General features: G+C 69.5%; 16 protein-coding genes and 2 tRNA genes. 16 read left to right on the top strand and 2 right to left on the bottom strand.

Going from position 1 to position 19,921, the window contains the following annotated elements; genetic code table 11:
• Positions 1–289: 289 nt before the first annotated feature.
• Positions 290–484 carry a hypothetical protein gene (locus tag AFM16_RS13855; protein ID WP_030779494.1) on the top strand — a complete coding sequence of 65 codons (195 nt, stop codon included), beginning with the start codon at positions 290–292 and terminating at the stop codon, positions 482–484.
• Positions 485–572: 88 nt separating this feature from the next.
• Here the strand turns inward: AFM16_RS13855 and AFM16_RS13850 are convergent.
• Positions 573–646 (bottom strand) — tRNA-Gly (locus AFM16_RS13850).
• A gap of 166 nt (positions 647–812) precedes the next feature.
• On the opposite strand from AFM16_RS13850, the gene AFM16_RS13845 reads away from it, so the two are divergent.
• The 5 genes from AFM16_RS13845 (at position 813) to clpX (ending at position 6,270) form a co-directional block, all read left to right on the top strand.
• Positions 813–889, top strand: a tRNA-Pro gene (locus AFM16_RS13845).
• 193 nt (positions 890–1,082) lie between these two features.
• Positions 1,083–2,483, top strand: a complete 1,401-nt coding sequence (gene tig, locus AFM16_RS13840) for a trigger factor (RefSeq protein WP_030779492.1) — start codon at positions 1,083–1,085, stop codon at positions 2,481–2,483.
• Between the two features lie 234 nt (positions 2,484–2,717).
• Positions 2,718–3,326, top strand: a complete 609-nt coding sequence (locus tag AFM16_RS13835; RefSeq protein WP_030779489.1) for an ATP-dependent Clp protease proteolytic subunit — start codon at positions 2,718–2,720, stop codon at positions 3,324–3,326.
• 793 nt (positions 3,327–4,119) lie between these two features.
• Positions 4,120–4,800: an ATP-dependent Clp protease proteolytic subunit gene (locus AFM16_RS13830; RefSeq protein WP_030779485.1), complete on the top strand. Its 681-nt coding sequence runs from the start codon at positions 4,120–4,122 to the stop codon at positions 4,798–4,800.
• Positions 4,801–4,980: 180 nt separating this feature from the next.
• A complete protein-coding gene (gene clpX, locus AFM16_RS13825; RefSeq protein ID WP_030779483.1) occupies positions 4,981–6,270 on the top strand; it encodes an ATP-dependent Clp protease ATP-binding subunit ClpX in 1,290 nt (429 codons plus the stop codon).
• Positions 6,271–6,367: 97 nt separating this feature from the next.
• Here clpX and AFM16_RS13820 read toward each other — a convergent pair whose 3' ends face one another.
• The gene (locus AFM16_RS13820; RefSeq protein WP_078633486.1) at positions 6,368–7,339 is read right to left on the bottom strand and encodes a hypothetical protein; all 972 of its coding nucleotides are present in this window, start codon (positions 7,337–7,339) and stop codon (positions 6,368–6,370) included.
• A 135-nt stretch (positions 7,340–7,474) separates the two neighbouring features.
• Here AFM16_RS13820 and AFM16_RS13815 point away from each other — a divergent pair, with 135 nt between their 5' ends.
• The 10 genes from AFM16_RS13815 to rodA all read left to right on the top strand — a co-directional run bounded on the left by AFM16_RS13815 (position 7,475) and on the right by rodA (position 19,883).
• Entirely contained in the window at positions 7,475–10,099 is a 2,625-nt protein-coding gene (locus tag AFM16_RS13815) for a valine--tRNA ligase (protein WP_078633485.1), read from the top strand.
• Positions 10,100–10,188: 89 nt separating this feature from the next.
• Positions 10,189–10,725 (top strand): hypothetical protein, encoded by a 537-nt coding sequence (locus tag AFM16_RS13810; RefSeq protein ID WP_078633484.1) that lies wholly within the window; start codon positions 10,189–10,191, stop codon positions 10,723–10,725.
• 56 nt (positions 10,726–10,781) lie between these two features.
• The gene (folC, locus tag AFM16_RS13805; RefSeq protein WP_078633483.1) at positions 10,782–12,266 is read left to right on the top strand and encodes a bifunctional tetrahydrofolate synthase/dihydrofolate synthase; all 1,485 of its coding nucleotides are present in this window, start codon (positions 10,782–10,784) and stop codon (positions 12,264–12,266) included.
• Positions 12,267–12,275: 9 nt separating this feature from the next.
• Entirely contained in the window at positions 12,276–12,626 is a 351-nt protein-coding gene (locus AFM16_RS13800) for a DUF4233 domain-containing protein (protein ID WP_030779472.1), read from the top strand.
• Between the two features lie 173 nt (positions 12,627–12,799).
• The gene (ndk, locus tag AFM16_RS13795) at positions 12,800–13,213 is read left to right on the top strand and encodes a nucleoside-diphosphate kinase (RefSeq protein WP_030779469.1); all 414 of its coding nucleotides are present in this window, start codon (positions 12,800–12,802) and stop codon (positions 13,211–13,213) included.
• A gap of 331 nt (positions 13,214–13,544) precedes the next feature.
• Complete coding sequence (locus AFM16_RS13790; protein ID WP_030779466.1) at positions 13,545–14,564, top strand: rod shape-determining protein; 1,020 nt, start codon at positions 13,545–13,547, stop codon at positions 14,562–14,564.
• A 168-nt stretch (positions 14,565–14,732) separates the two neighbouring features.
• Positions 14,733–15,659: a rod shape-determining protein MreC gene (gene mreC / locus AFM16_RS13785; RefSeq protein ID WP_030779462.1), complete on the top strand. Its 927-nt coding sequence runs from the start codon at positions 14,733–14,735 to the stop codon at positions 15,657–15,659.
• Positions 15,660–15,674: 15 nt separating this feature from the next.
• Positions 15,675–16,346 (top strand): rod shape-determining protein MreD, encoded by a 672-nt coding sequence (gene mreD, locus AFM16_RS13780; protein WP_030779459.1) that lies wholly within the window; start codon positions 15,675–15,677, stop codon positions 16,344–16,346.
• 76 nt (positions 16,347–16,422) lie between these two features.
• A complete protein-coding gene (gene mrdA / locus AFM16_RS13775; RefSeq protein WP_078633482.1) occupies positions 16,423–18,687 on the top strand; it encodes a penicillin-binding protein 2 in 2,265 nt (754 codons plus the stop codon).
• On the top strand, positions 18,684–19,883 hold the full coding sequence (gene rodA, locus AFM16_RS13770) for a rod shape-determining protein RodA (protein WP_030779454.1): 1,200 nt from the start codon (positions 18,684–18,686) through the stop codon (positions 19,881–19,883). Before mrdA ends, rodA begins: the two co-directional genes overlap by 4 nt.
• Positions 19,884–19,921: the final 38 nt, after the last annotated feature.

Here is a 19,921-nt window from a genome sequence, read left to right as displayed (position 1 = left end):
ACTAAAAGGTACATAACGGCCTCTGTGGAGGGGGTGTTCGTGAGCCCGCGACCGTAATTCGAATTCCCTGCGGGCACGTTGTGTGGAGATGGAAACGATCTCTCCCAATTTCCAGGCCGGGCCCGGTTTCGAATTGCCGTGCGGGGTACGCGTGCGCGTCACGGGACGCAATCATGTGTCAGGGGCCGCATAGGGAGGCCGTGTTGGTGGCACGATGGTCTCTGGCGGGGGTGCGCGGACTTGCGCCCCCGGGCCGGGAGTGCGGACCGACCGAGGGTGTGTGATCAGTGTGGCCATTTCACTGTCAGTGGTGCTGCTGTTGGCGATCATCCTGGTGGTCCTGATCCGGGGCGGGAGCATCAAGGCCGGCCCGGCCATCGTCGCCATCCTGTTCGGCTTCTTCCTCGCCTCGACCGGCATGGCCCCGTCGATCAACCGCTTCCTCGACTCCCTCGCGGACACGATCAACTCGATCAGCTTCTGACCGCGCCCGGGGACACCGTCCCGAGGAACGCCGTCCCGAGGAACGCCGAAGGCCCGAGCGGAGAAGACCTCCGCCCGGGCCCGGGCCATGGAGCGGGCGACGGGAATCGAACCCGCGTAGCTAGTTTGGAAGACTAGGGCTCTACCATTGAGCTACGCCCGCACAGGACGCGCCACGCGTCGGAGGACCGCGGCACTGCACGCATCGTAGCGGGTCGGCACCCCCGCCCGCACACCCCGTTTCGGCGCGCCCCCGCGTGCCCCCGTGCGCTGGTGGAAAGCGGCGGTCGGGCAGGGCCGCGAGCCTGTACCCTTCGTGTCGCACCAGACGGGGTGTGGCGCAGCTTGGTAGCGCGTCCGCTTTGGGAGCGGAAGGCCGTGGGTTCAAATCCCGCCACCCCGACCACCTGCGCGATCACACCGTGCGCCTGGCCGGTGATCGTCTTTGGGCGGCTCGTCGGCTGCGGTTACTATGCAAGCTGCGCGCCCGTGTGTCCGTGTCCGGCCTGATCGCCCCACGAACACCGGCGGGCGGCGAATCACCGGGCCTGTCAGGCTCCGGCGAACACCAAGATGTCAGCCACCAAGGAGACCGAACCGTGAAGAGCGCCGTGGAGACCCTGAACCCGACCCGGGTTCGGCTCACTGTCGAGGTGCCCTTCGAGGAGCTCAAGGACAGCCTCGACGCGGCGTACAAGAAGATCAACCAGCAGGTCACGGTGAAGGGCTTCCGCAAGGGCAAGATCCCCGCCCGGGTCATCGACCAGCGGTTCGGCCGCGGTGCGGTCCTGGAGGAGGCGGTCAACGACGCGCTTCCGAAGTTCTACACGGAGGCTGTCAACGAGGCGTCGATCGACGTCCTCGGCCAGCCCGAGGTCGACATCACCGAGCTGAAGGACGGCGAGACGCTGAACTTCACCGCCGAGGTCGACGTCCGCCCCGCCCTGGAGCTCCCGGAGGACTTCTCCTCCATCGAGGTCGAGGTCGACGCCGTGGAGGTGACCGACGAGGACATCGCGAAGTCGGTCGAGCAGCTCCGTGAGCGCTTCGCCTCCACCTCCCCGGTCGAGCGCGCCGCCGAGGACGGCGACGTCGTGACCGTGGACCTGGAGGCCAAGGTCGAGGGCGAGGTCCTGGAGGACGGCGTCGCCAGCGGCGTCTCCTACACCATCGGCTCCGGCGAGCTGCTCGACGGCATCGACGACGCCGTGAAGGGCCTGGAGGCCGGTGGCGAGGCCACCTTCACCTCCGAGCTGAAGGGCGGCTCCGCGGCGGGCAAGGAGGCCGAGGTCTCCGTCAAGGTCACCCAGGTCGCCGCGCGCGAACTGCCCGAGCTGGACGACGAGTTCGCGCAGCTCGCCTCCGAGTTCGACACCCTCGACGAGCTGAAGGCCGACAGCCGCAAGCGCCTCGAGAACATGAAGCAGTACGACCAGGCCACGCAGGCCCAGGAGCGCGTCCTGGAGAAGCTGCTGGAGCTCGTCGAGGTGCCCGTCCCCGAGAAGCTCCTCGAGGACGAGATCAACACCCGCAAGCACAACCTGGAGCACCACCAGCTCGGTCAGATGGGCCTGACGCTCGACAAGTACCTGGAGATCCAGGGCAAGTCGGCCGAGGAGTTCGAGACCGAGACCCGTGAGGCCGCGGTCAAGGGCATCAAGACCCAGTTCGTCCTCGACGAGCTGGTCAAGCGCGAGAAGCTGAACGTCAACCAGGAGGAGCTCACCGAGCACCTCATGCGCCGCGCCGCTTCCTCGGGCATGTCCCCCGACCAGTTCGCCCAGGCCGTCGTCGAGGGCGGCCAGGTTCCGCTGCTCGTCGGCGAGGTCGCCCGCGGCAAGGCGCTGGCGACCGTTGTCGAGGCCGCCACGGTCAAGGACACCAACGGCGAGATCGTCGACCTGGACGACGAGGAGGAGACGGAGGAGGCCGCCGAGGCCGCCACCGAGTCCGCCGACGCCGCCGAGGCCGGCTCGGCCGAGGAGAAGAACGAGGGCTGAGCCCTCGTATCCGACGCTTGTGCGACGGGCCCCGGAACCCAGTGTTCCGGGGCCCGTTCCCGTCCCCGGGCGCTACGCCCCCGGCGAACACCCACCTCTCCGGGATTCTCGGGAGGGACCCGCGCGTTAGGGTCCATGAGTACGAGGGCAGGGGAGTCCCCGTTGCCCCCGGCAGTACACGTGAGACGGCCCGGCGCCGTCGTAAGACGAGCAGGTGGATACGTGACGAATCTGATGCCCTCCGCCGCCGGCGAGCCTTCCATCGGTGGTGGCCTCGGCGACCAGGTCTACAACCGGCTGCTTGGCGAGCGGATCATCTTCCTCGGCCAGCCGGTCGACGACGACATCGCTAACAAGATCACCGCACAGCTTCTGCTCCTTGCCGCGGACCCGGACAAGGACATCTACCTGTACATCAACAGCCCCGGCGGTTCGATCACGGCCGGTATGGCGATCTACGACACCATGCAGTTCATCAAGAACGACGTGGTGACCATCGCCATGGGCCTCGCGGCCTCGATGGGTCAGTTCCTGCTCAGCGCGGGCACCCCCGGCAAGCGGTTCGCCCTGCCGAACGCCGAGATCCTGATCCACCAGCCGTCCGCCGGCCTGGCCGGCTCGGCCTCCGACATCAAGATCCACGCCGAGCGGCTGCTGCACACCAAGAAGCGCATGGCCGAGCTGACCTCGCAGCACACGGGTCAGTCGGTCGAGCAGATCACCCGCGACTCGGACCGCGACCGCTGGTTCGACGCGTTCGAGGCCAAGGAGTACGGCCTCATCGACGACGTCATCCCGACGGCCGCAGGCATGCCGGGCGGCGGCGGCACGGGCGCGGCGTAGCCCGACCGACGGCGCGGGTCCCTGCCGGGTGCGGGTGCGGGTGCGGGTGCCGCGGACGGGGCTGTGGCTCCGACCGGGTCCGTGGTTCCGACGGGGGTCACGGTTCCGACCGGGTCTGCGGTTCCGGCCGGGCCGACGGTCCCGACCGGGGTCATGCTCCGACCGGGCCGGCCAGGGCGACCGGGCTTGCGGTTCCTACGGGGCCGGCTGGGCCGACCGGTTCGGCCGGGCGACCCGGTTCCGGGCCGGATGCTCGGGTCGGGTCCTGGTGGGAACCACGTGGTTCCGGCAAGGGGCGGCGACGGCCCCGGCAGGCACTCGGTCCGGGAGCGAAGGCTCTCCTCAGGGTCTCGGCCCCCGGAAGCCGCGGCAGCCCGTAGGGCGACGCGGTCACCGGAAGCCGTACCGGTCCCGTCAGGGCCCGGCAGCCCCCGCCGGACCCGCCGGACCCCGCGAACCCCGTGAGGCCGCCGCAGGCGTCCGTCAGGGCCTTCAGGGCCCTCGTCGGAACCCGCGGGCCCCACAGGGCTCACGAGGCCCGGCAGAGGCCGCGAGGCCCCTACGGAGGTCCTACGGCCCTGGAGGCTCCACGGCCCCGGCGGAGCCGGACGCGATCCCGCGGAGGCCACGAGGCCGGCGGGGTTCGTCAGGGCTCCCGGAGCCGGACGGACCGGAAGTCGCGTGGGCCCGACCGACTGACCCCGTACCGCCGTCCGCCCCCGCCGTCGACCCGCCGCCCGCCCGTGATCGCAATCTCAAGCAGCCACCGCCCAGCCCTTCTCCAGGAGACACCGTGAACGACTTCCCCGGCAGCGGCCTCAACGCCCGTGCGGCGGCCGAGTACACCGGCCCCCGTGCCGAGTCCCGCTACGTCATCCCCCGCTTCGTCGAGCGCACCTCGCAGGGCATCCGTGAGTACGACCCGTACGCGAAGCTCTTCGAGGAGCGCGTGATCTTCCTCGGCGTGCAGATCGACGACGCCTCCGCCAACGACGTCATGGCACAGCTCCTGTGCCTGGAGTCGATGGACCCCGACCGGGACATCTCGGTCTACATCAACAGCCCCGGCGGCTCCTTCACGGCGCTGACCGCGATCTACGACACGATGCAGTTCGTGAAGCCCGACATCCAGACGGTCTGCATGGGCCAGGCGGCCTCCGCCGCCGCGATCCTGCTGGCCGCCGGTACGCCGGGCAAGCGCATGGCCCTGCCGAACGCGCGTGTGCTGATCCACCAGCCGTACAGCGAGACCGGCCGCGGTCAGGTCTCGGACCTGGAGATCGCCGCCAACGAGATCCTCCGGATGCGTGCCCAGCTCGAGGAGATGCTGGCCAAGCACTCCACCACGCCGATCGAGAAGATCCGCGAGGACATCGAGCGCGACAAGATCCTCACGGCCGAGGACGCGCTGTCGTACGGCCTGATCGACCAGATCATCTCCACCCGGAAGTTGAACAACGACTCTCTGCGTTGACGCGCGGGGCACTCTCGTCCGTACCCCTTGGCACGGTGTGACACGGTCCACGTGGAAGTGAACCGTGCCAAGGGGGGCCCGAACGGGGGTCCCGGCAAGGTACCGTCGGAATAAGGCAGCACCAGGAGCCGCTGGATTCGAAAGCGTCCAGTCGTCTCCCAGGCGAAGGGGAAGCACACCGTGGCACGCATCGGTGACGGCGGCGATCTGCTCAAGTGCTCGTTCTGCGGCAAGAGCCAGAAGCAGGTCAAGAAGCTCATCGCAGGGCCCGGTGTGTACATCTGCGACGAGTGCATCGATCTCTGTAACGAGATCATCGAGGAAGAACTCGCGGAGACCAGCGAGGTCCGCTGGGAGGAACTCCCGAAGCCGCGCGAGATCTACGAGTTCCTCGAGGGCTACGTGGTCGGCCAGGAGGCCGCCAAGAAGGCCCTGTCGGTGGCGGTGTACAACCACTACAAGCGCGTCCAGGCCGGCGAGAACGGCGGCGGCCAAAGCCGTGAGGACGCCATCGAGTTGGCCAAGTCCAACATCCTGCTGCTGGGCCCCACGGGCTCCGGCAAGACGCTCCTCGCGCAGACCCTCGCCCGCATGCTGAACGTGCCGTTCGCCATCGCGGACGCCACCGCCCTCACCGAGGCGGGGTACGTCGGCGAGGACGTCGAGAACATCCTGCTGAAGCTGATCCAGGCCGCCGACTACGACGTCAAGAAGGCCGAGACCGGGATCATCTACATCGACGAGATCGACAAGGTCGCCCGCAAGAGCGAGAACCCGTCGATCACGCGTGACGTGTCCGGCGAGGGTGTGCAGCAGGCGCTGCTGAAGATCCTTGAGGGCACCACGGCCTCCGTCCCGCCGCAGGGCGGCCGCAAGCACCCGCACCAGGAGTTCATCCAGATCGACACGACGAACGTGCTGTTCATCGTGGGCGGTGCGTTCTCCGGCCTGGAGAAGATCATCGAGACGCGGGCCGGCGCCAAGGGCATCGGCTTCGGCGCGACGATCCGCTCCAAGCGCGAGCTGGAGGCCAAGGACCAGTTCGAGGACGTCATGCCCGAGGACCTGGTCAAGTTCGGCATGATCCCCGAGTTCATCGGCCGGCTCCCGGTCATCACCTCGGTGCACAACCTGGACCGCGAGGCCCTGCTCCAGATCCTGATCGAGCCGCGCAACGCGCTGGTCAAGCAGTACCAGCGCCTCTTCGAACTCGACGGTGTGGAGCTGGACTTCGAGCGCGAGGCCCTGGAGGCCATCGCCGACCAGGCCATCCTCCGCCAGACCGGCGCGCGGGGTCTGCGCGCCATCATGGAGGAGGTGCTGATGTCGGTGATGTACGAGGTCCCGTCCCGCAAGGACGTGGCCCGGGTCGTCATCACGGCGGACGTCGTCCACTCCAACGTCAACCCGACCCTGATCCCCCGCGAACAGCGCGGCGGCCGCGGCCCGGGCGAGCAGAAGACGGCCTGATCGAAAAGCGGAACAGAGCACGACGGAGCGGAACAGAGCGAAGGGGCCCCGGTCGGACGACGACCGGGGCCCCTTCGTCACACCGGACGACGGAGTGTCACGCCTTGACGCGGACCTCGTCGCGGAGCTTCGCCGCGATCTCGGCGCTGGCCTCCAAGTCGACGGACTTGCCGGACAGTGCGTCGGCCATGTCGATGTGCATCACGATGCCCAGCGTGCTGTGGTCGCCCCAGATGCACACAGGAATGCTGATCTCGTTCGGCCCGGCCGGGGAGTCGGAGGACGACGGGGAGTCGTTCTTGATCTTCGTCTCTTGGCACTTGAGGATCGCGCCGTCGAGGCTGCTCGGGGTGTAAGCCTTGGGAGTGCCGACGAGTTCGCCCTCCTCCGGTTCCTCGGCGGCGCTCCGCTTCATCTCGGCGAACATCGCGTCGACGACCTTCTCGGGGTCCTCGATCTCGCCGTAGACGCCCATGAAGTTCAACATCTTCAAGGCGAGCGGGTTGTTCTTGTCACCGGCCTGGTAGCCCGCGTTGACGTCCTGGGGGTTCTTGACGCCGTGCTTCTCGGCGTCCTTGATGTCGTCCTGGTCGAAGCCGCCGCTGTCGGCACTGTCGGACTTCGTGTACTCGCCGAGCACCGTCGCCGGAGTCGTCAGCTTGTGCGGGCCGTCGTCCTTGAGGCTGCTTGCGCCCGTGCCGCCGGTGCCGCCGTTGAGGAGGAAGTAGCCGCCGACCGCGATCGCGGCGACGACCGCGACCGAGCCGAGGATGATGCCGGTCTTCTTCTTGCCGCCGCCCGGTGCCGGGGGCTGGGGCATGCCGTAGGGGGCCTGGCCGTACGGAGGCTGCTGGCCGTACGGGGGCTGCTGGCCGTAGGGGGCCTGCGGCGGGACGCCCTGCGGGGGCTGCTGCGGGTAGCCGTAGCCGGGCTGCGGGGCGGGAGGCTGCTGGGGGTAGCCGTAGCCGGGCTGCGGGGCCTGCGGCGGCTGGCCGTACGGGCCCGGCTGGCCGTACGGTCCGGGCTGCTGGGGCTGCCCGCCGTACGGGCCCGGCTGGTTGTGACTCATTTCTGGGTTCCCCTCCAGTGCTTATGTGATTTTCACATCCTGACCCAAGGGCAACGCCCCTGGAGCGGCGGGGCCCCTACCGTTACAGAGCAAACACGTTTCGGGACGGCGCCGTGACACCCCTAAACTGGGCCCGTGACCGAGAACGCTCAGCAGCAGCCATCAGCGCCCCACACCGAACTGCCGACCCAGTACGCGCCGGCCGACGTAGAGGGGCCGCTGTACGAGCGCTGGGTGGAGCGGGGTTACTTCGAGGCGGACGCGAAGAGCGACAAGCCTCCGTACACCATCGTCATCCCGCCGCCGAACGTCACGGGCAGCCTGCACCTGGGCCACGCCTTCGAGCACACCCTCATCGACGCCCTGACCCGCCGTAAGCGCATGCAGGGCTTCGAGACGCTCTGGCAGCCCGGCATGGACCACGCCGGCATCGCCACGCAGAACGTCGTCGAGCGCGAACTGGGCAAGGAGGGCAAGTCCCGCCACGACCTGGGCCGCGAGGCGTTCGTCGAGCGCGTCTGGCAGTGGAAGGGCGAGTCCGGCGGCCAGATCAGCGGCCAGATGCGCCGCCTCGGCGACGGCGTCGCCTGGTCCCGCGAGCGCTTCACCATGGACGAGGGCCTCTCCCAGGCCGTCCAGACCATCTTCAAGCGGCTCTACGACGACGAGTTGATCTACCGCGCCGAGCGCATCATCAACTGGTGCCCGCGCTGTCTCACCGCGATCTCGGACATCGAGGTCGAGTACCAGGACGACGACGGCGAGCTCGTCTCGATGAAGTACGGCGAGGGGGACGACACCATCGTCGTCGCCACCACCCGCGCCGAGACGATGCTCGGTGACACCGCCGTCGCCGTCCACCCCGACGACGAGCGCTACAAGCACCTGGTCGGCAAGGAGATCCGCCTCCCGCTGACCGACCGCTTCATCCCGGTCGTCGCCGACACGCACGTCGACCCCGAGTTCGGCACCGGCGCCGTCAAGGTGACCCCGGCCCACGACCCGAACGACTTCGAGATCGGCCAGCGCCACAACCTGCCGTCCCTCACCGTCATGGACGAGCACGCCGTCATCACCGCCCACGGCCCCTTCCAGGGCCTGGACCGGCTGGAGGCCCGCTCCGCCATCGTCGCCGCGCTGCGCGCCGAGGGCCGGATCGTCGCCGAGAAGCGGCCCTACGTCCACTCCGTCGGCCACTGCTCGCGCTGCAAGACCACCATCGAGCCGCGCCTGTCCATGCAGTGGTGGGTCAAGGTCGGCCCGCTGGCCAAGGCCGCCGGTGACGCCGTCCGCGACGGCCGGGTCAAGATCCACCCGCAGGAGATGGAGAAGCGGTACTTCGACTGGGTCGACAACCTCCACGACTGGTGCATCTCACGGCAGTTGTGGTGGGGCCACCGCATCCCCGTCTGGTACGGCCCGAACGGCGAGGTCGTCTGCGTCGGCCCCGACGACGAGGTCCCCACCGGCGAGGGCTGGCACCAGGACACCGACGTCCTCGACACCTGGTTCTCCTCCGGCCTGTGGCCGTTCTCCACGCTCGGCTGGCCCGAACAGACCGAGTCGCTCGCGAAGTTCTACCCGAACTCCGTCCTGGTCACCGGCTACGACATCCTCTTCTTCTGGGTCGCCCGGATGATGATGTTCGGCCTGTACGCGATGGACGGCACCCCGCCGTTCCACACCATCGCCCTGCACGGCATGGTCCGCGACCAGTTCGGCAAGAAGATGTCCAAGTCCTTCGGCAACGCGGTCAATCCGCTGGACTGGATGGACAAGTACGGCTCCGACGCGCTCCGTTTCACCCTTGCGCGCGGCGCCAACCCGGGCGTCGACGTCCCGATCGGCGAAGACTGGGTCCAGGGGTCCCGCAACTTTGCCAACAAGATCTGGAACGCCACCCGCTTCGCGCTGATGAACGGCGCGACGGTCGAGGGCCCGCTTCCGGAGCCGTCGGCGATGTCCGCCACGGACCGCTGGATCCTCTCCCGCCTCAACTCCGTCGTCGCCGAAGTCGACGCGCTCTACGAGGACTTCCAGTTCGCGAAGCTCTCCGACGCGCTGTTCCACTTCGCGTGGGACGAGGTCTTCGACTGGTACGTCGAGCTGTCCAAGACCACCTTCCAGGCGGGCGGCCCGGCGGCCGAGGTCAGCAAGCGCGTCCTGGGCGAGGTCCTCGACGTCACGCTGAAGCTGCTGCACCCGGTGGTCCCGTTCGTCACGGAGACGCTCTGGACGACCCTGACCGGCGGCGAGTCGATCGTCGTCGCCGAGTGGCCGACCGACTCGGGCTTCCGCGACACCGCCGCCGAGCGCGAGATCGAGAGCCTCCAGGCCGTCGTCACCGAGGTCCGCCGCTTCCGCGCCGACCAGGGCCTCCAGCCCGGCCAGCGGGTCCCGGCCCGCCTGGAGCTGGACGGCACGCCGTTCGCGGCGCACGAGGCGGCGATCCGCCAGCTCCTGCGCCTCCAGCCGGAGGGCGAGGCGTTCTCCGCCACCGCCACCCTGCCGGTCGCGGGCGCCACGGTCGCCCTCGACCTGTCCGGCACGATCGACGTCGCCGCGGAACGCAAGCGCCTGGCGAAGGACCTCGCGGCCGCCCAGAAGGAACGCCAGCAGGCCGAGGCCAAGCTCGGCAACGAGGCGTTCCTCGCCAAGGCCCCGGACAACGTGGTGGACAAGATCCGCGGCCGCCTGGCCAAGGCGGACGAGGACATCACCCGCATCGAAGCCCAACTGGACCGCCTGCCCCAGGCGTAACGGGCACTGACGCCTGACACGGCAAGTCGACAGCCGCCCGGCCGCGATCACGCGACCGGGCGGCTGCGCCCGTCCGAGGGAGGGAACGCATGCCGAGGCTGCTCGGCTTCTTCGACGACTTCGGTCACCCGGCCGAGTTGGCCACGGGCCCGCTGCGGTCCCACGTGCGGGCGTCCGGCGAACCGGACGAGGCGCGCATCGTGGAGTACCTGGACACGGGCCACCGCCTCACGCACTTCATGGAGGCGGGGTTCGACGTCCTCACGGGCGAGGCGCACCGGCACACCTCCGGCTGCTCGTCGCTCGTCACCGACGGCCTGTGGGTCTGGCGCGCGGACTTCGCGCACTATCTGGAGACGTACCACGTGCCCCTGCCCGCGGCCTTCACCGCCCGGGTCCGGCGGCTGGACCACCGGATGCCGGACCTGGTCGGCGCGGACTTCGCGCCGGTCCACGACGAACTCGTCCGGGCCTTCGGATGGACGGGGGTGGAGCCGTGGGACGTGACATCGGTGCGGCGACCGGAGCCGCGGGTCGTGGCGACGCGGGCCGAGTTCGTCGCGCGGGTCCGGCGGGAGCGGCCCGCCGGGCCTTGGGGGAAGGCGCCGCGCAAGCCCCGTAGGTGACGGGTTCCGGGGGCCTTTGACTACGTCTGTCGGTTCGGCTCCGTAGACTGGGGGCCGTGAGTGACAGCGACCCCTTCGACGAGATCGTCGCCGCCGAGACCGACCGTGATCCCGACCTCGCGGTGATCGAGGCCGGCAGCCGTACTCTGCGCACCCAGGGTGCCGGGCCGAGCGCGGAGGTTCCCGCGCGGCCCGCGGACCCCGAGGTGGACAAGGCCCTGCGCGAGGTCGAGACGGAGCTGGCCACCCGCTGGGGCGAGACCAAGCTGGAGCCCTCCGTCAGCCGGATCTCCGCGCTGATGGACGTCCTGGGCGACCCGCAGCGCTCGTACCCCTCCATCCACATCACCGGGACCAACGGCAAGACGTCCACGGCCCGCATGATCGAGGCCCTGCTCGGCGCCTTCGAGCTGCGCACCGGCCGGTACACCAGCCCGCACGTCCAGTCCGTCACCGAGCGCATCAGCCTGGACGGCGCCCCGATCTCCGCCGAGCGCTTCATCGAGACGTACCAGGACATCAAGCCGTACGTCGAGATGGTCGACGCGCAGCAGGAGTACCGGCTGTCGTTCTTCGAGGTGCTCACCGGCATGGCGTACGCCGCGTTCGCGGACGCCCCGGTGGACGTGGCCGTCGTGGAAGTCGGCATGGGCGGCTCCTGGGACGCCACCAACGTCATCGACGGCGACGTCGCCGTCGTCACGCCCATCGATCTCGACCACACCGACCGGCTGGGGGAGACCCCCGCCGAGATCGCGGGCGAGAAGGGCGGCGTCATCAAGCAGGGCGCGACCGTCATCCTGGCCCAGCAGCCGGTCGACGCGGCGCAGGTCCTGCTGAAGAAGGCCGTCGAGGTCGACGCCACCGTGGCCCGGGAGGGCCTGGAGTTCGGTGTGGTCGCCCGGCAGGTCGCCGTCGGCGGCCAGCTCGTCACCCTGCGCGGCCTCGGCGGCGAGTACCCCGAGGTGTATCTCCCCCTGCACGGCGCCCACCAGGCGCACAACGCGGCCGTCGCGCTGGCCGCCGTCGAGGCGTTCTTCGGCGTCGGCGCCCAGCGGGCCGAGCCGCTCGACCTCGACACCGTCCGCAAGGCGTTCGCGGCCGTGTCCTCGCCGGGCCGCCTGGAGGTCGTGCGCCGCTCGCCGACGATCGTGCTGGACGCCGCCCACAACCCGGCGGGCGCCCGGGTCACCGCCGACGCGGTGGGCGAGGCGTTCGATTTCAGCCGGCTGATCGGCGTGGTCGGCGCGAGCGGCGACAAGAACGTCCGAGGGCTCCTCGAAGCCTTCGAGCCGATCTTCGCGGAGGTCGTCGTCACCCAGAATTCCAGCCACCGCGCCATGGACGCGGACGAACTGGCCGCGATCGCCGTCGAGGTGTTCGGCGACGAGCGGGTCCAGGTCGAGCCGCGGCTGCCCGACGCTCTGGAGGCGGCGATCACGCTCGCCGAGGAGGAGGGCGAGTTCACCGGCGGCGGTGTGCTGGTCACCGGTTCCGTCATCACGGTCGGCGAGGCCCGGCTGCTCCTCGGGAAGGGCTGAGGCCCCGTCATGCGTACGCTCTGCTCCTCGACCCTGATCGGCGAGTTCTTCATCGTCGGCTTCGCCGGACTGGTCGCCATGAAGGACCCCGACCTCGCCATGTCCACGGTGTGGACGGTGTGCGGGATCGCGATGTTCGCCTGTGTGGTGCTGTGCGGGCTGGTCACCCGGCCCGGGGGCGTCGCCCTCGGCTGGGCGCTCCAGATCGCGCTGGTCGCGGCCGGGTTCTTCGTCCCGATGATGTTCATCGTGGGGCTGCTGTTCGCGGGCCTGTGGTGGGCGTCGGTGCACTACGGACGCAAGGTGGACGAGGCGAAGGCCCGCTTCGCGGCCCAGGCGGACACCGCGGACGCGGTGTGACGGAGGGCCCACCCGCCCGGTAGTCCGCCGGGGTTCCGCCCGGGTCCCGCCCGAGCCCTGCCCTGTGCTCCCGCCCGAGCCCTGCCCTGTGCTCCCGCCCGTGATCACGCCCTGTAATCTCGTCCCACCGCACCCCGGCAGTAGTGCACAACAGCAGTCGTAAGGAGCCCCTCGTGAGCCAGCGCACCCTCGTCCTCCTCAAGCCCGACGCCGTCCGTCGTGGCCTGACCGGCGAGATCATCAGCCGTATCGAGCGCAAGGCCGACTGGCGGATCACCGCGCTGGAACTGCGGACGCTGGACCAGGACACGCTGGAGCAGCACTACGGCGAGCACAAGGGCAAGCCCTTCTACGACCCGCTGGTGGAGTTCATGGCCTCCGGCCCCGTCGTCGCCCTGATCGTCGAGGGCGAGCGGGTCATCGAGGGCGTGCGCGCGCTGGCCGGTCCGACCGACCCGATCGCCGCCGCGCCGGGCTCGATCCGCGGCGACTTCGGTGTCATCGTCCGGGAGAACCTGATCCACGCCTCCGACTCCGAGGAGTCCGCCGAGCGCGAGGTCAAGATCTTCTTCCCGGGCCGCGCGTAGCCGACCGCGTGCCGCCGGGGCGCGGTGGGCAAAGTTTTCGTGGAGAATTCTGAGCCGTCGTCAGCTCGATCGTCCGCCTGACCAGGGACGGCCGTACCTTTTCGGCCGTCCTTCGGCATATGCGTGGCGATCGGGGGAACGCGTGCCCCCGATGGACCGTCTCCACAAGCGAGCCGGTGCCGCATCTGCTGACAATGGCGAAGACCCTCGCGCAGTGTTCGGGAAGGCGCGTCTACGATGTAACCCTTCACGTCACAGCACCCACCTCGCCGTCCTGAAAAAGCCGTCACACGCTCATGGGAAGGCCAGTCGAATCCTGATGGGGAACTCAATGTCGTTCATCGGCCGTGACATGGCTGTCGACCTCGGGACCGCCAACACGCTGGTGTACGTCAGGGGTCGCGGGATCGTACTCAACGAGCCGTCCGTCGTCGCGATCAACACCAACACCGGTGGCATCCTCGCGGTCGGCGCGGAGGCGAAGAAGATGATCGGGCGGACGCCGGGCAACATCGTCGCCGTGCGTCCGCTGAAGGACGGCGTCATCGCCGACTTCGAGATCACCGAGCGGATGCTCCGCTACTTCATTCTGAAGATCCACAAGCGGCGGTATCTCGCCCGGCCGCGGGTCGTCGTCTGTGTGCCCTCGGGCATCACGGGTGTCGAGCGCCGTGCCGTCATCGAGGCGTCGACCCAGGCCGGCGCCCGTCAGGTGCACATCATCGAGGAGCCCATGGCCGCGGCCATCGGCTCCGGCCTGCCGGTCCACGAGGCCACGGGCAACATGGTGGTGGACATCGGCGGCGGCACCACGGAGGTCGCGGTCATCTCGCTCGGCGGCATCGTGACCGCGCAGTCCATCCGCGTCGCGGGCGACGAACTGGACAACGCGATCATCCAGCACATCAAGAAGGAGTACAGCCTCCTTCTCGGTGAGCGGACGGCCGAGCAGATCAAGATCACGATCGGTTCGGCGTACGACCTCGACTCCGACGAGCACACCGAAATCCGCGGCCGGGACCTGGTCTCCGGACTGCCCAAGACGGTCGTGATCTCGGCCGCCGAGGTACGCAAGGCGATCGAGGAACCGGTCAACGCGATCGTCGACGCGGTGAAGACCACCCTCGACAAGTGCCCGCCGGAGCTGTCCGGCGACATCATGGACCGCGGAATCGTTCTGACCGGCGGCGGAGCCCTGCTGCGCGGACTGGACGAGCGGCTGCGCCGGGAGACCGGTATGCCGATCCACATCGCCGAGGACCCGCTGGACAGCGTGGCGCTCGGCTCCGGCAAGTGCGTCGAGGAGTTCGAGGCGCTCCAGCAGGTCCTGGACGCCGCGCCCCGCAGATGACGTAACACTTCGATTCCGCCGTACGGGACGATCTCCTCTCGTGCGGCGGATCGTCGATATCGAGGCATAAGCTCCGACAAAGCGCCCTTGGCCTTTCTGGCCAGGGGCTACCCGAATTCCACAGTCTGGTTCCTGTTTTCCTATCGAGGAAGGGCACGGCCGCCGCACGTGAGGGACACACGAGAGAGCCGGCTGCTCCTGGTGCTGCTGGTCGCCGTCGCGTTCGCGCTGATCACGGTCGACATCCGGGGCGGTGAGGACTCCCCGGTCGACGGCGCCCGCCAGGCCGCGGCCACCGTCTTCGGCCCGATCGAGGACGGAGTGGCCTCGGCGGTGAACCCCGTCGGCAACGCCGTCTCCGCCGTCCGCGAGTCCGGCGAGCGCCACGACCGGCTCGCCGCACTGGAGAAGGAGAACGCGGCCCTCAAGGCGAAGCTCGGCAGCGACGACCGCAACCGCAGCCGCCTCGCCCAGCTCGACAAGATGCTCAAGACCGCCGGCGCGGGCCAGTACGGCATCAAGGGCGCGCAGGTCATCGCGATAGGAGCGGCCCAGGGCTTCTCCTGGACGATCACCGTCGACGTCGGCGCCCGGGACGGCGTCAAGCGCGACATGACGGTCCTCAACGGCGACGGACTGGTCGGCCGGGTCACCACGGTCGGCCCGAACACCGCGACCGTACTGCTCGCCAACGACCCGGACTTCACCGTCGGCACCCGGATGGAGGGCTCCGACGAACTGGGCTTCGCCTCCGGCCAGGGCGACCAGCCGCTGCGGGTCGAACTGCTCAACGGCAAGGCGGACGTGAAGAAGGGCGACCGGCTCGTCACCTTCGGCTCGCAGGCCGACAAGCCGTTCGTGCCCGGCGTCCCGGTCGGCGTGGTCTCCCGGGTCGACCCCTCCGGCGGCGACCTCACCCGGACCCTCTACGTCACGCCGTACGTCAGCTTCACCAAGCTCGACGTCGTCGGGGTGGTCGTCCAGGCGCCCAAGAAGGACCCGCGTGACACCGTGCTCCCGGCCAAGCCCAAGCCGGTGCCCACCCCGACGGTCACCGTCACGGTGACCCCGAACGCCGACGGCCCGCAGCAGTAGGAGCTGACACACCCCATGCGCGTCAACCGGATCCTGCTCTCCGTCCCGTTGGTCGTCGTCGCCCTGGTGATCCAGGTGAGCGTGCTCGCCCGCCTCCATCTGCCCGGCGCCGTCCCCGACCTGCTGCTCCTCACCGTCCTCGGCCTCGCCATGGTCTACGGCCATGTCGGCGGCGCCCTCATCGGCTTCGGCGCCGGACTCCTCGCCGACCTCGCCCCGCCCGCCGACCACGCGGCCGGCCGCTACGCCCTGGTGCTCTGCGTCATCGGCTACCTCGCCGGGCTGATCAAACCGGAGAACGGCCAGATCAAGTCGGCCACCGGACCGATGCTGGTCGTGGTCGGCGCCGCCCTCGGCTCCACCCTGCTCTACGCGGGCGTGGGCGCCCTCGTCGGCGACACAGCCGCCCGCCATGTCGGCCTGACCGGGCTGCTGTTCACGGCCGCCCTGTACGACCTGCTGCTCGCCCCGTTCGTGGTGCCCGTCGTGATGTTCCTGGCCCGGCGCGCGGAGAACGACCCGCTCGCCGAGACCGGCTCCGCGTCCAAGGCGTCCGACCTCTCCTCCGGCTGGCTCTCCGCGGGCACCGGCCTGCGGATCGGCGGCCAGCGCGGCGGACTGAAGATGAAGGTCACCAAGGCGCGGGTGGCCCGGGCCGGCCGCATCAAGGGGGTCAAGCGGCTGTGACCGTACCGCGGCCGGACCTCACAGGTCCGTCGGATATGACACCTGAACAGATCCGAGAGGGGGAGACAGCCACACCATGACCAATATTCCCGAGACCGGAAGGACCCCAAGGGTCCAGACCCGGCTCGTCGTCATCCAGATCCTCGTCCTCTCCCTCCTCGGCACCCTGGGCGGACGCCTGTGGTACCTCCAGATCCGGGAGGGCGCGGAGTACGCCAAGGAGGCGTCGGGCAACCACGTCCAGCAGGTCGTCGAGCCCGCCGTGCGCGGCTCCATCCTGGACGCGCGCGGGGTGCCCCTCGCGGACAACGAGACGCGTCTGGTGGTCTCCGCCTCCCGCACCGACCTGCTGAAGCAGAAGGACGACGGCAAGGGCGTCCTGACCAAGCTCGCGGGCGTCCTCGGCATGGATCCGGACGAGGTGCTCCAGAAGGTCCGGCTGTGCGACGCCCAGACGCCCCAGCCCTGCTGGAACGGCTCGCCCTACCAGCCCATCCCCATCACCGACGAGGCCACCGCCAAGCAGGCCCTCCAGATCCGCGAGCGCGCCGAGGACTTCCCCGGCATCACCGCCGAACCGGAGGCCGTGCGCCGCTACACCGCCCCCGGCAAGTCCAACACCGCCCAGGTCCTCGGCTACCTCTCCCCGGTCACCGACGAGGAACTCACCAAGGCCCAGGACACCGACTCGCCCTATCTGCGCTCCGACCAGGTCGGCCGCTCCGGCCTGGAGCGCCAGTACGACAAGGAACTGCGCGGCAAGGCCGGCGTCACCCGCTACGAGGTCGACAACCTCGGCCGCGTCATCGGCCAGGCCGAGGCGGACGCCGCCGAGCCCGGCTCCAACCTCGTCACCAGCATCGACTCCCGCGTCCAGCGCGTCGCCGAGTACGAGCTGAACGAGGCGATGAAGGAAGCCCGCAAGCAGTGGGACCGCAACACCCACGAGAACTACAAGGCCGACTCCGGCGCCGTCGTCGTGATGGAGGCCAGGACCGGCCGGGTCGTCGCCATGGCGTCCAACCCGTCGTACGACCCCAACGCCTGGGTCGGCGGCATCTCCGCCAAGGACTACAAGAAGCTCACCGGCAAGAACTCCAACTACCCGCTGCTCAACCGGGCCATACAGGGTCAGGCCGCGCCCGGCTCGATCTTCAAGGTGGTCTCCACGGCCGCCGCGGTCGAGGCGGGGTACGAGTTCGACGGCCGCTACGACTGCTCCAGCTCCTACAGCGTCGGCGGCCAGGTCTTCAAGAACTTCGAGTCGGCGAACTACGGCCCGATCAGCCTCGGCCGCGCCCTGGAGGTCTCCTGCGACACCGTCTTCTACAGCCTCGCCCACCAGCAGTGGCAGAAGGACGGCGGCATCGACCCCAAGAAGAAGCCCAAGGACTACTTCTACAAGGCGGCCCACCAGTTCGGCCTCGGCAAGGAGACCGGCATCGACCTGCCCAACGAGGTCACCGGCCGGGTCCCCGACCGCGCCTGGAAGCAGTCGTACTGGAAGGCCAACAAGGACGCCTGGTGCAAGACCGGCAAGAAGGACGGCTCGTACGTCGAGCGGATCTCGTACGAGAACTGCCTCGAGGGCAACAAGATGCGCGCCGGTGACGAGATCAACTACTCCATCGGCCAGGGCGACACCCTGGTGACGCCGATCCAGATGGCCACCATCTACGCCGCCATCTCCAACGGCGGCACCCTGTACGACCCGACGGTCGGCAAGGCCGTCCTGAGCCCCGACGGCACGTCGGTCCGCGAGATCGCGCCCAAGGCGCACGGCAAACTGCCCGTCAGCAAGCAGACCCTGGCCAAGATGGACGAGGCCCTGGAGGGCGTGGCCACCCGCGGTACGGCCGCCTGGCGGTTCGGCGGCTGGCCGCAGGACAAGATCCCCATGCACGCCAAGACCGGTACCGCCGAGGTCTACGGCAAGCAGACGACGTCCTGGTTCGCCACGTACACCAAGGACTACGCGATCGTGATGACGATCTCCCAGGGCGGCACCGGATCCGGCGCCTCGGGCCCGGCCGTGCGCAACATCTACGACGCGCTGTACGGCATCGCCGACGACGGCACGATCGACAAGAAGAACGCCCTGCTGCCCACCCCCCAGAAGGGCCTGCCGAAGGTCCAGACGGACGGCACCATCAAGGCGCCCAAGGTCACCAAGGACCCGGCCAAGGAGCAGCGCCTCAGCCAGGAGGGCGTGCCCGACCCGGGCGCCTCGCAGCCCGCCGGGACCGTGGAGCAGACCGGCACCAGCAACCGCGACACCCGCCGCAGGCAGCGGCGCGGACGGCGGCAGCGGGACCGGGGAAGCCGGAGGATGTGCACATGACCGGCGCGAACGGCTTCTCCGTCTCCGGATACGGGCCCGAACGGGCCGGCTGGACCCGGGTCTTCGCCCGTGACTCGCTGGCCCGGCGGCTGGACTGGCCGATACTGCTGTCGGCGATCGCCCTGTCGCTGATCGGCTCGGTGCTGGTCTTCTCCGCGACCCGCAACCGCACCGAGATCAACCAGGGCGACCCGTACTTCTTCCTGGTACGGCATCTGCTGAACACCGGCATCGGCTTCGCCCTGATGATCGGCACCGTCTGGCTCGGCCACCGCACCCTGCGCAACGCGGTCCCGGTGCTGTACGGCCTGTCGGTGCTGCTGATCCTGCTGGTGCTCACCCCGCTCGGCTCCACCGTCAACGGCGCGCACTCCTGGATCCAGCTCGGCGGCGGCTTCTCGCTCCAGCCCTCCGAGTTCGTGAAGATCACGATCATCCTGGGCATGGCGATGCTGCTGGCCGCCCGGGTCGACGCGGGCGACAAGCCCTACCCGGACCACCGCACGGTCGTCCAGGCGCTCGGCCTCGCCGCCGTCCCCATGCTGATCGTGATGCTCATGCCCGACCTCGGGTCGGTCATGGTCATGGTGATGATCGTGCTGGGCGTGCTGCTGGCCTCCGGCGCCTCCAACCGCTGGATCTTCGGGCTCATCGGCGCGGGCGCGGCCGGCGCGGTCGCCGTCTGGCAGCTCCACATCCTGGACGACTACCAGATCGCCCGGTTCGCCGCCTTCGCCAACCCCAGCCTCGACCCGGCGGGCGTCGGCTACAACACCAACCAGGCGCGCATCGCGATCGGCTCCGGCGGGCTGACCGGCGCCGGCCTCTTCCACGGTTCGCAGACCACCGGCCAGTTCGTCCCCGAGCAGCAGACCGACTTCGTGTTCACGGTCGCGGGCGAGGAACTGGGCTTCGTCGGCGCGGGACTGATCGTCGTCCTGCTCGGCGTGGTCCTGTGGCGCGCCTGCCGGATCGCCCGCGAGACGACCGAGCTGTACGGCACGATCGTGGCCGCAGGCATCGTGGCGTGGTTCGCGTTCCAGTCGTTCGAGAACATCGGCATGACCCTCGGCATCATGCCGGTGACCGGTCTGCCGCTGCCGTTCGTCTCCTACGGCGGCTCGTCGATGTTCGCGGTGTGGGTGGCGGTGGGGCTGTTGCAGTCGATCCGCGTACAGCGGCCGATGTCGGCGTAGCGCCCGGGGCGCGGCGCGCGGACACAGCGAATAGTGGT

The organism is Streptomyces antibioticus (genome assembly GCF_002019855.1).
Taxonomy (GTDB): domain Bacteria; phylum Actinomycetota; class Actinomycetes; order Streptomycetales; family Streptomycetaceae; genus Streptomyces; species Streptomyces antibioticus_B.
The sequence above is the reverse complement of the archived record's forward strand: the minus strand, read 5'-3'. Positions and strand labels throughout refer to the sequence as shown.

Bases quoted from the DNA above. Each gene is read 5' to 3' on its own strand.
- AFM16_RS13810 (WP_078633484.1), top strand. From the start codon at position 10,189: ATGCCGAGGCTGCTCGGCTTCTTCGACGACTTCGGTCACCCGGCCGAG.
- AFM16_RS13820 (WP_078633486.1), bottom strand. From the start codon at position 7,339: ATGAGTCACAACCAGCCGGGCCCGTACGGCGGGCAGCCCCAGCAGCCC.
- AFM16_RS13800 (WP_030779472.1), top strand. From the start codon at position 12,276: ATGCGTACGCTCTGCTCCTCGACCCTGATCGGCGAGTTCTTCATCGTC.
- mreD (WP_030779459.1), top strand. From the start codon at position 15,675: ATGCGCGTCAACCGGATCCTGCTCTCCGTCCCGTTGGTCGTCGTCGCC.
- AFM16_RS13790 (WP_030779466.1), top strand. From the start codon at position 13,545: ATGTCGTTCATCGGCCGTGACATGGCTGTCGACCTCGGGACCGCCAAC.
- rodA (WP_030779454.1), top strand. From the start codon at position 18,684: ATGACCGGCGCGAACGGCTTCTCCGTCTCCGGATACGGGCCCGAACGG.
- AFM16_RS13835 (WP_030779489.1), top strand. From the start codon at position 2,718: ATGCCCTCCGCCGCCGGCGAGCCTTCCATCGGTGGTGGCCTCGGCGAC.
- mrdA (WP_078633482.1), top strand. From the start codon at position 16,423: ATGACCAATATTCCCGAGACCGGAAGGACCCCAAGGGTCCAGACCCGG.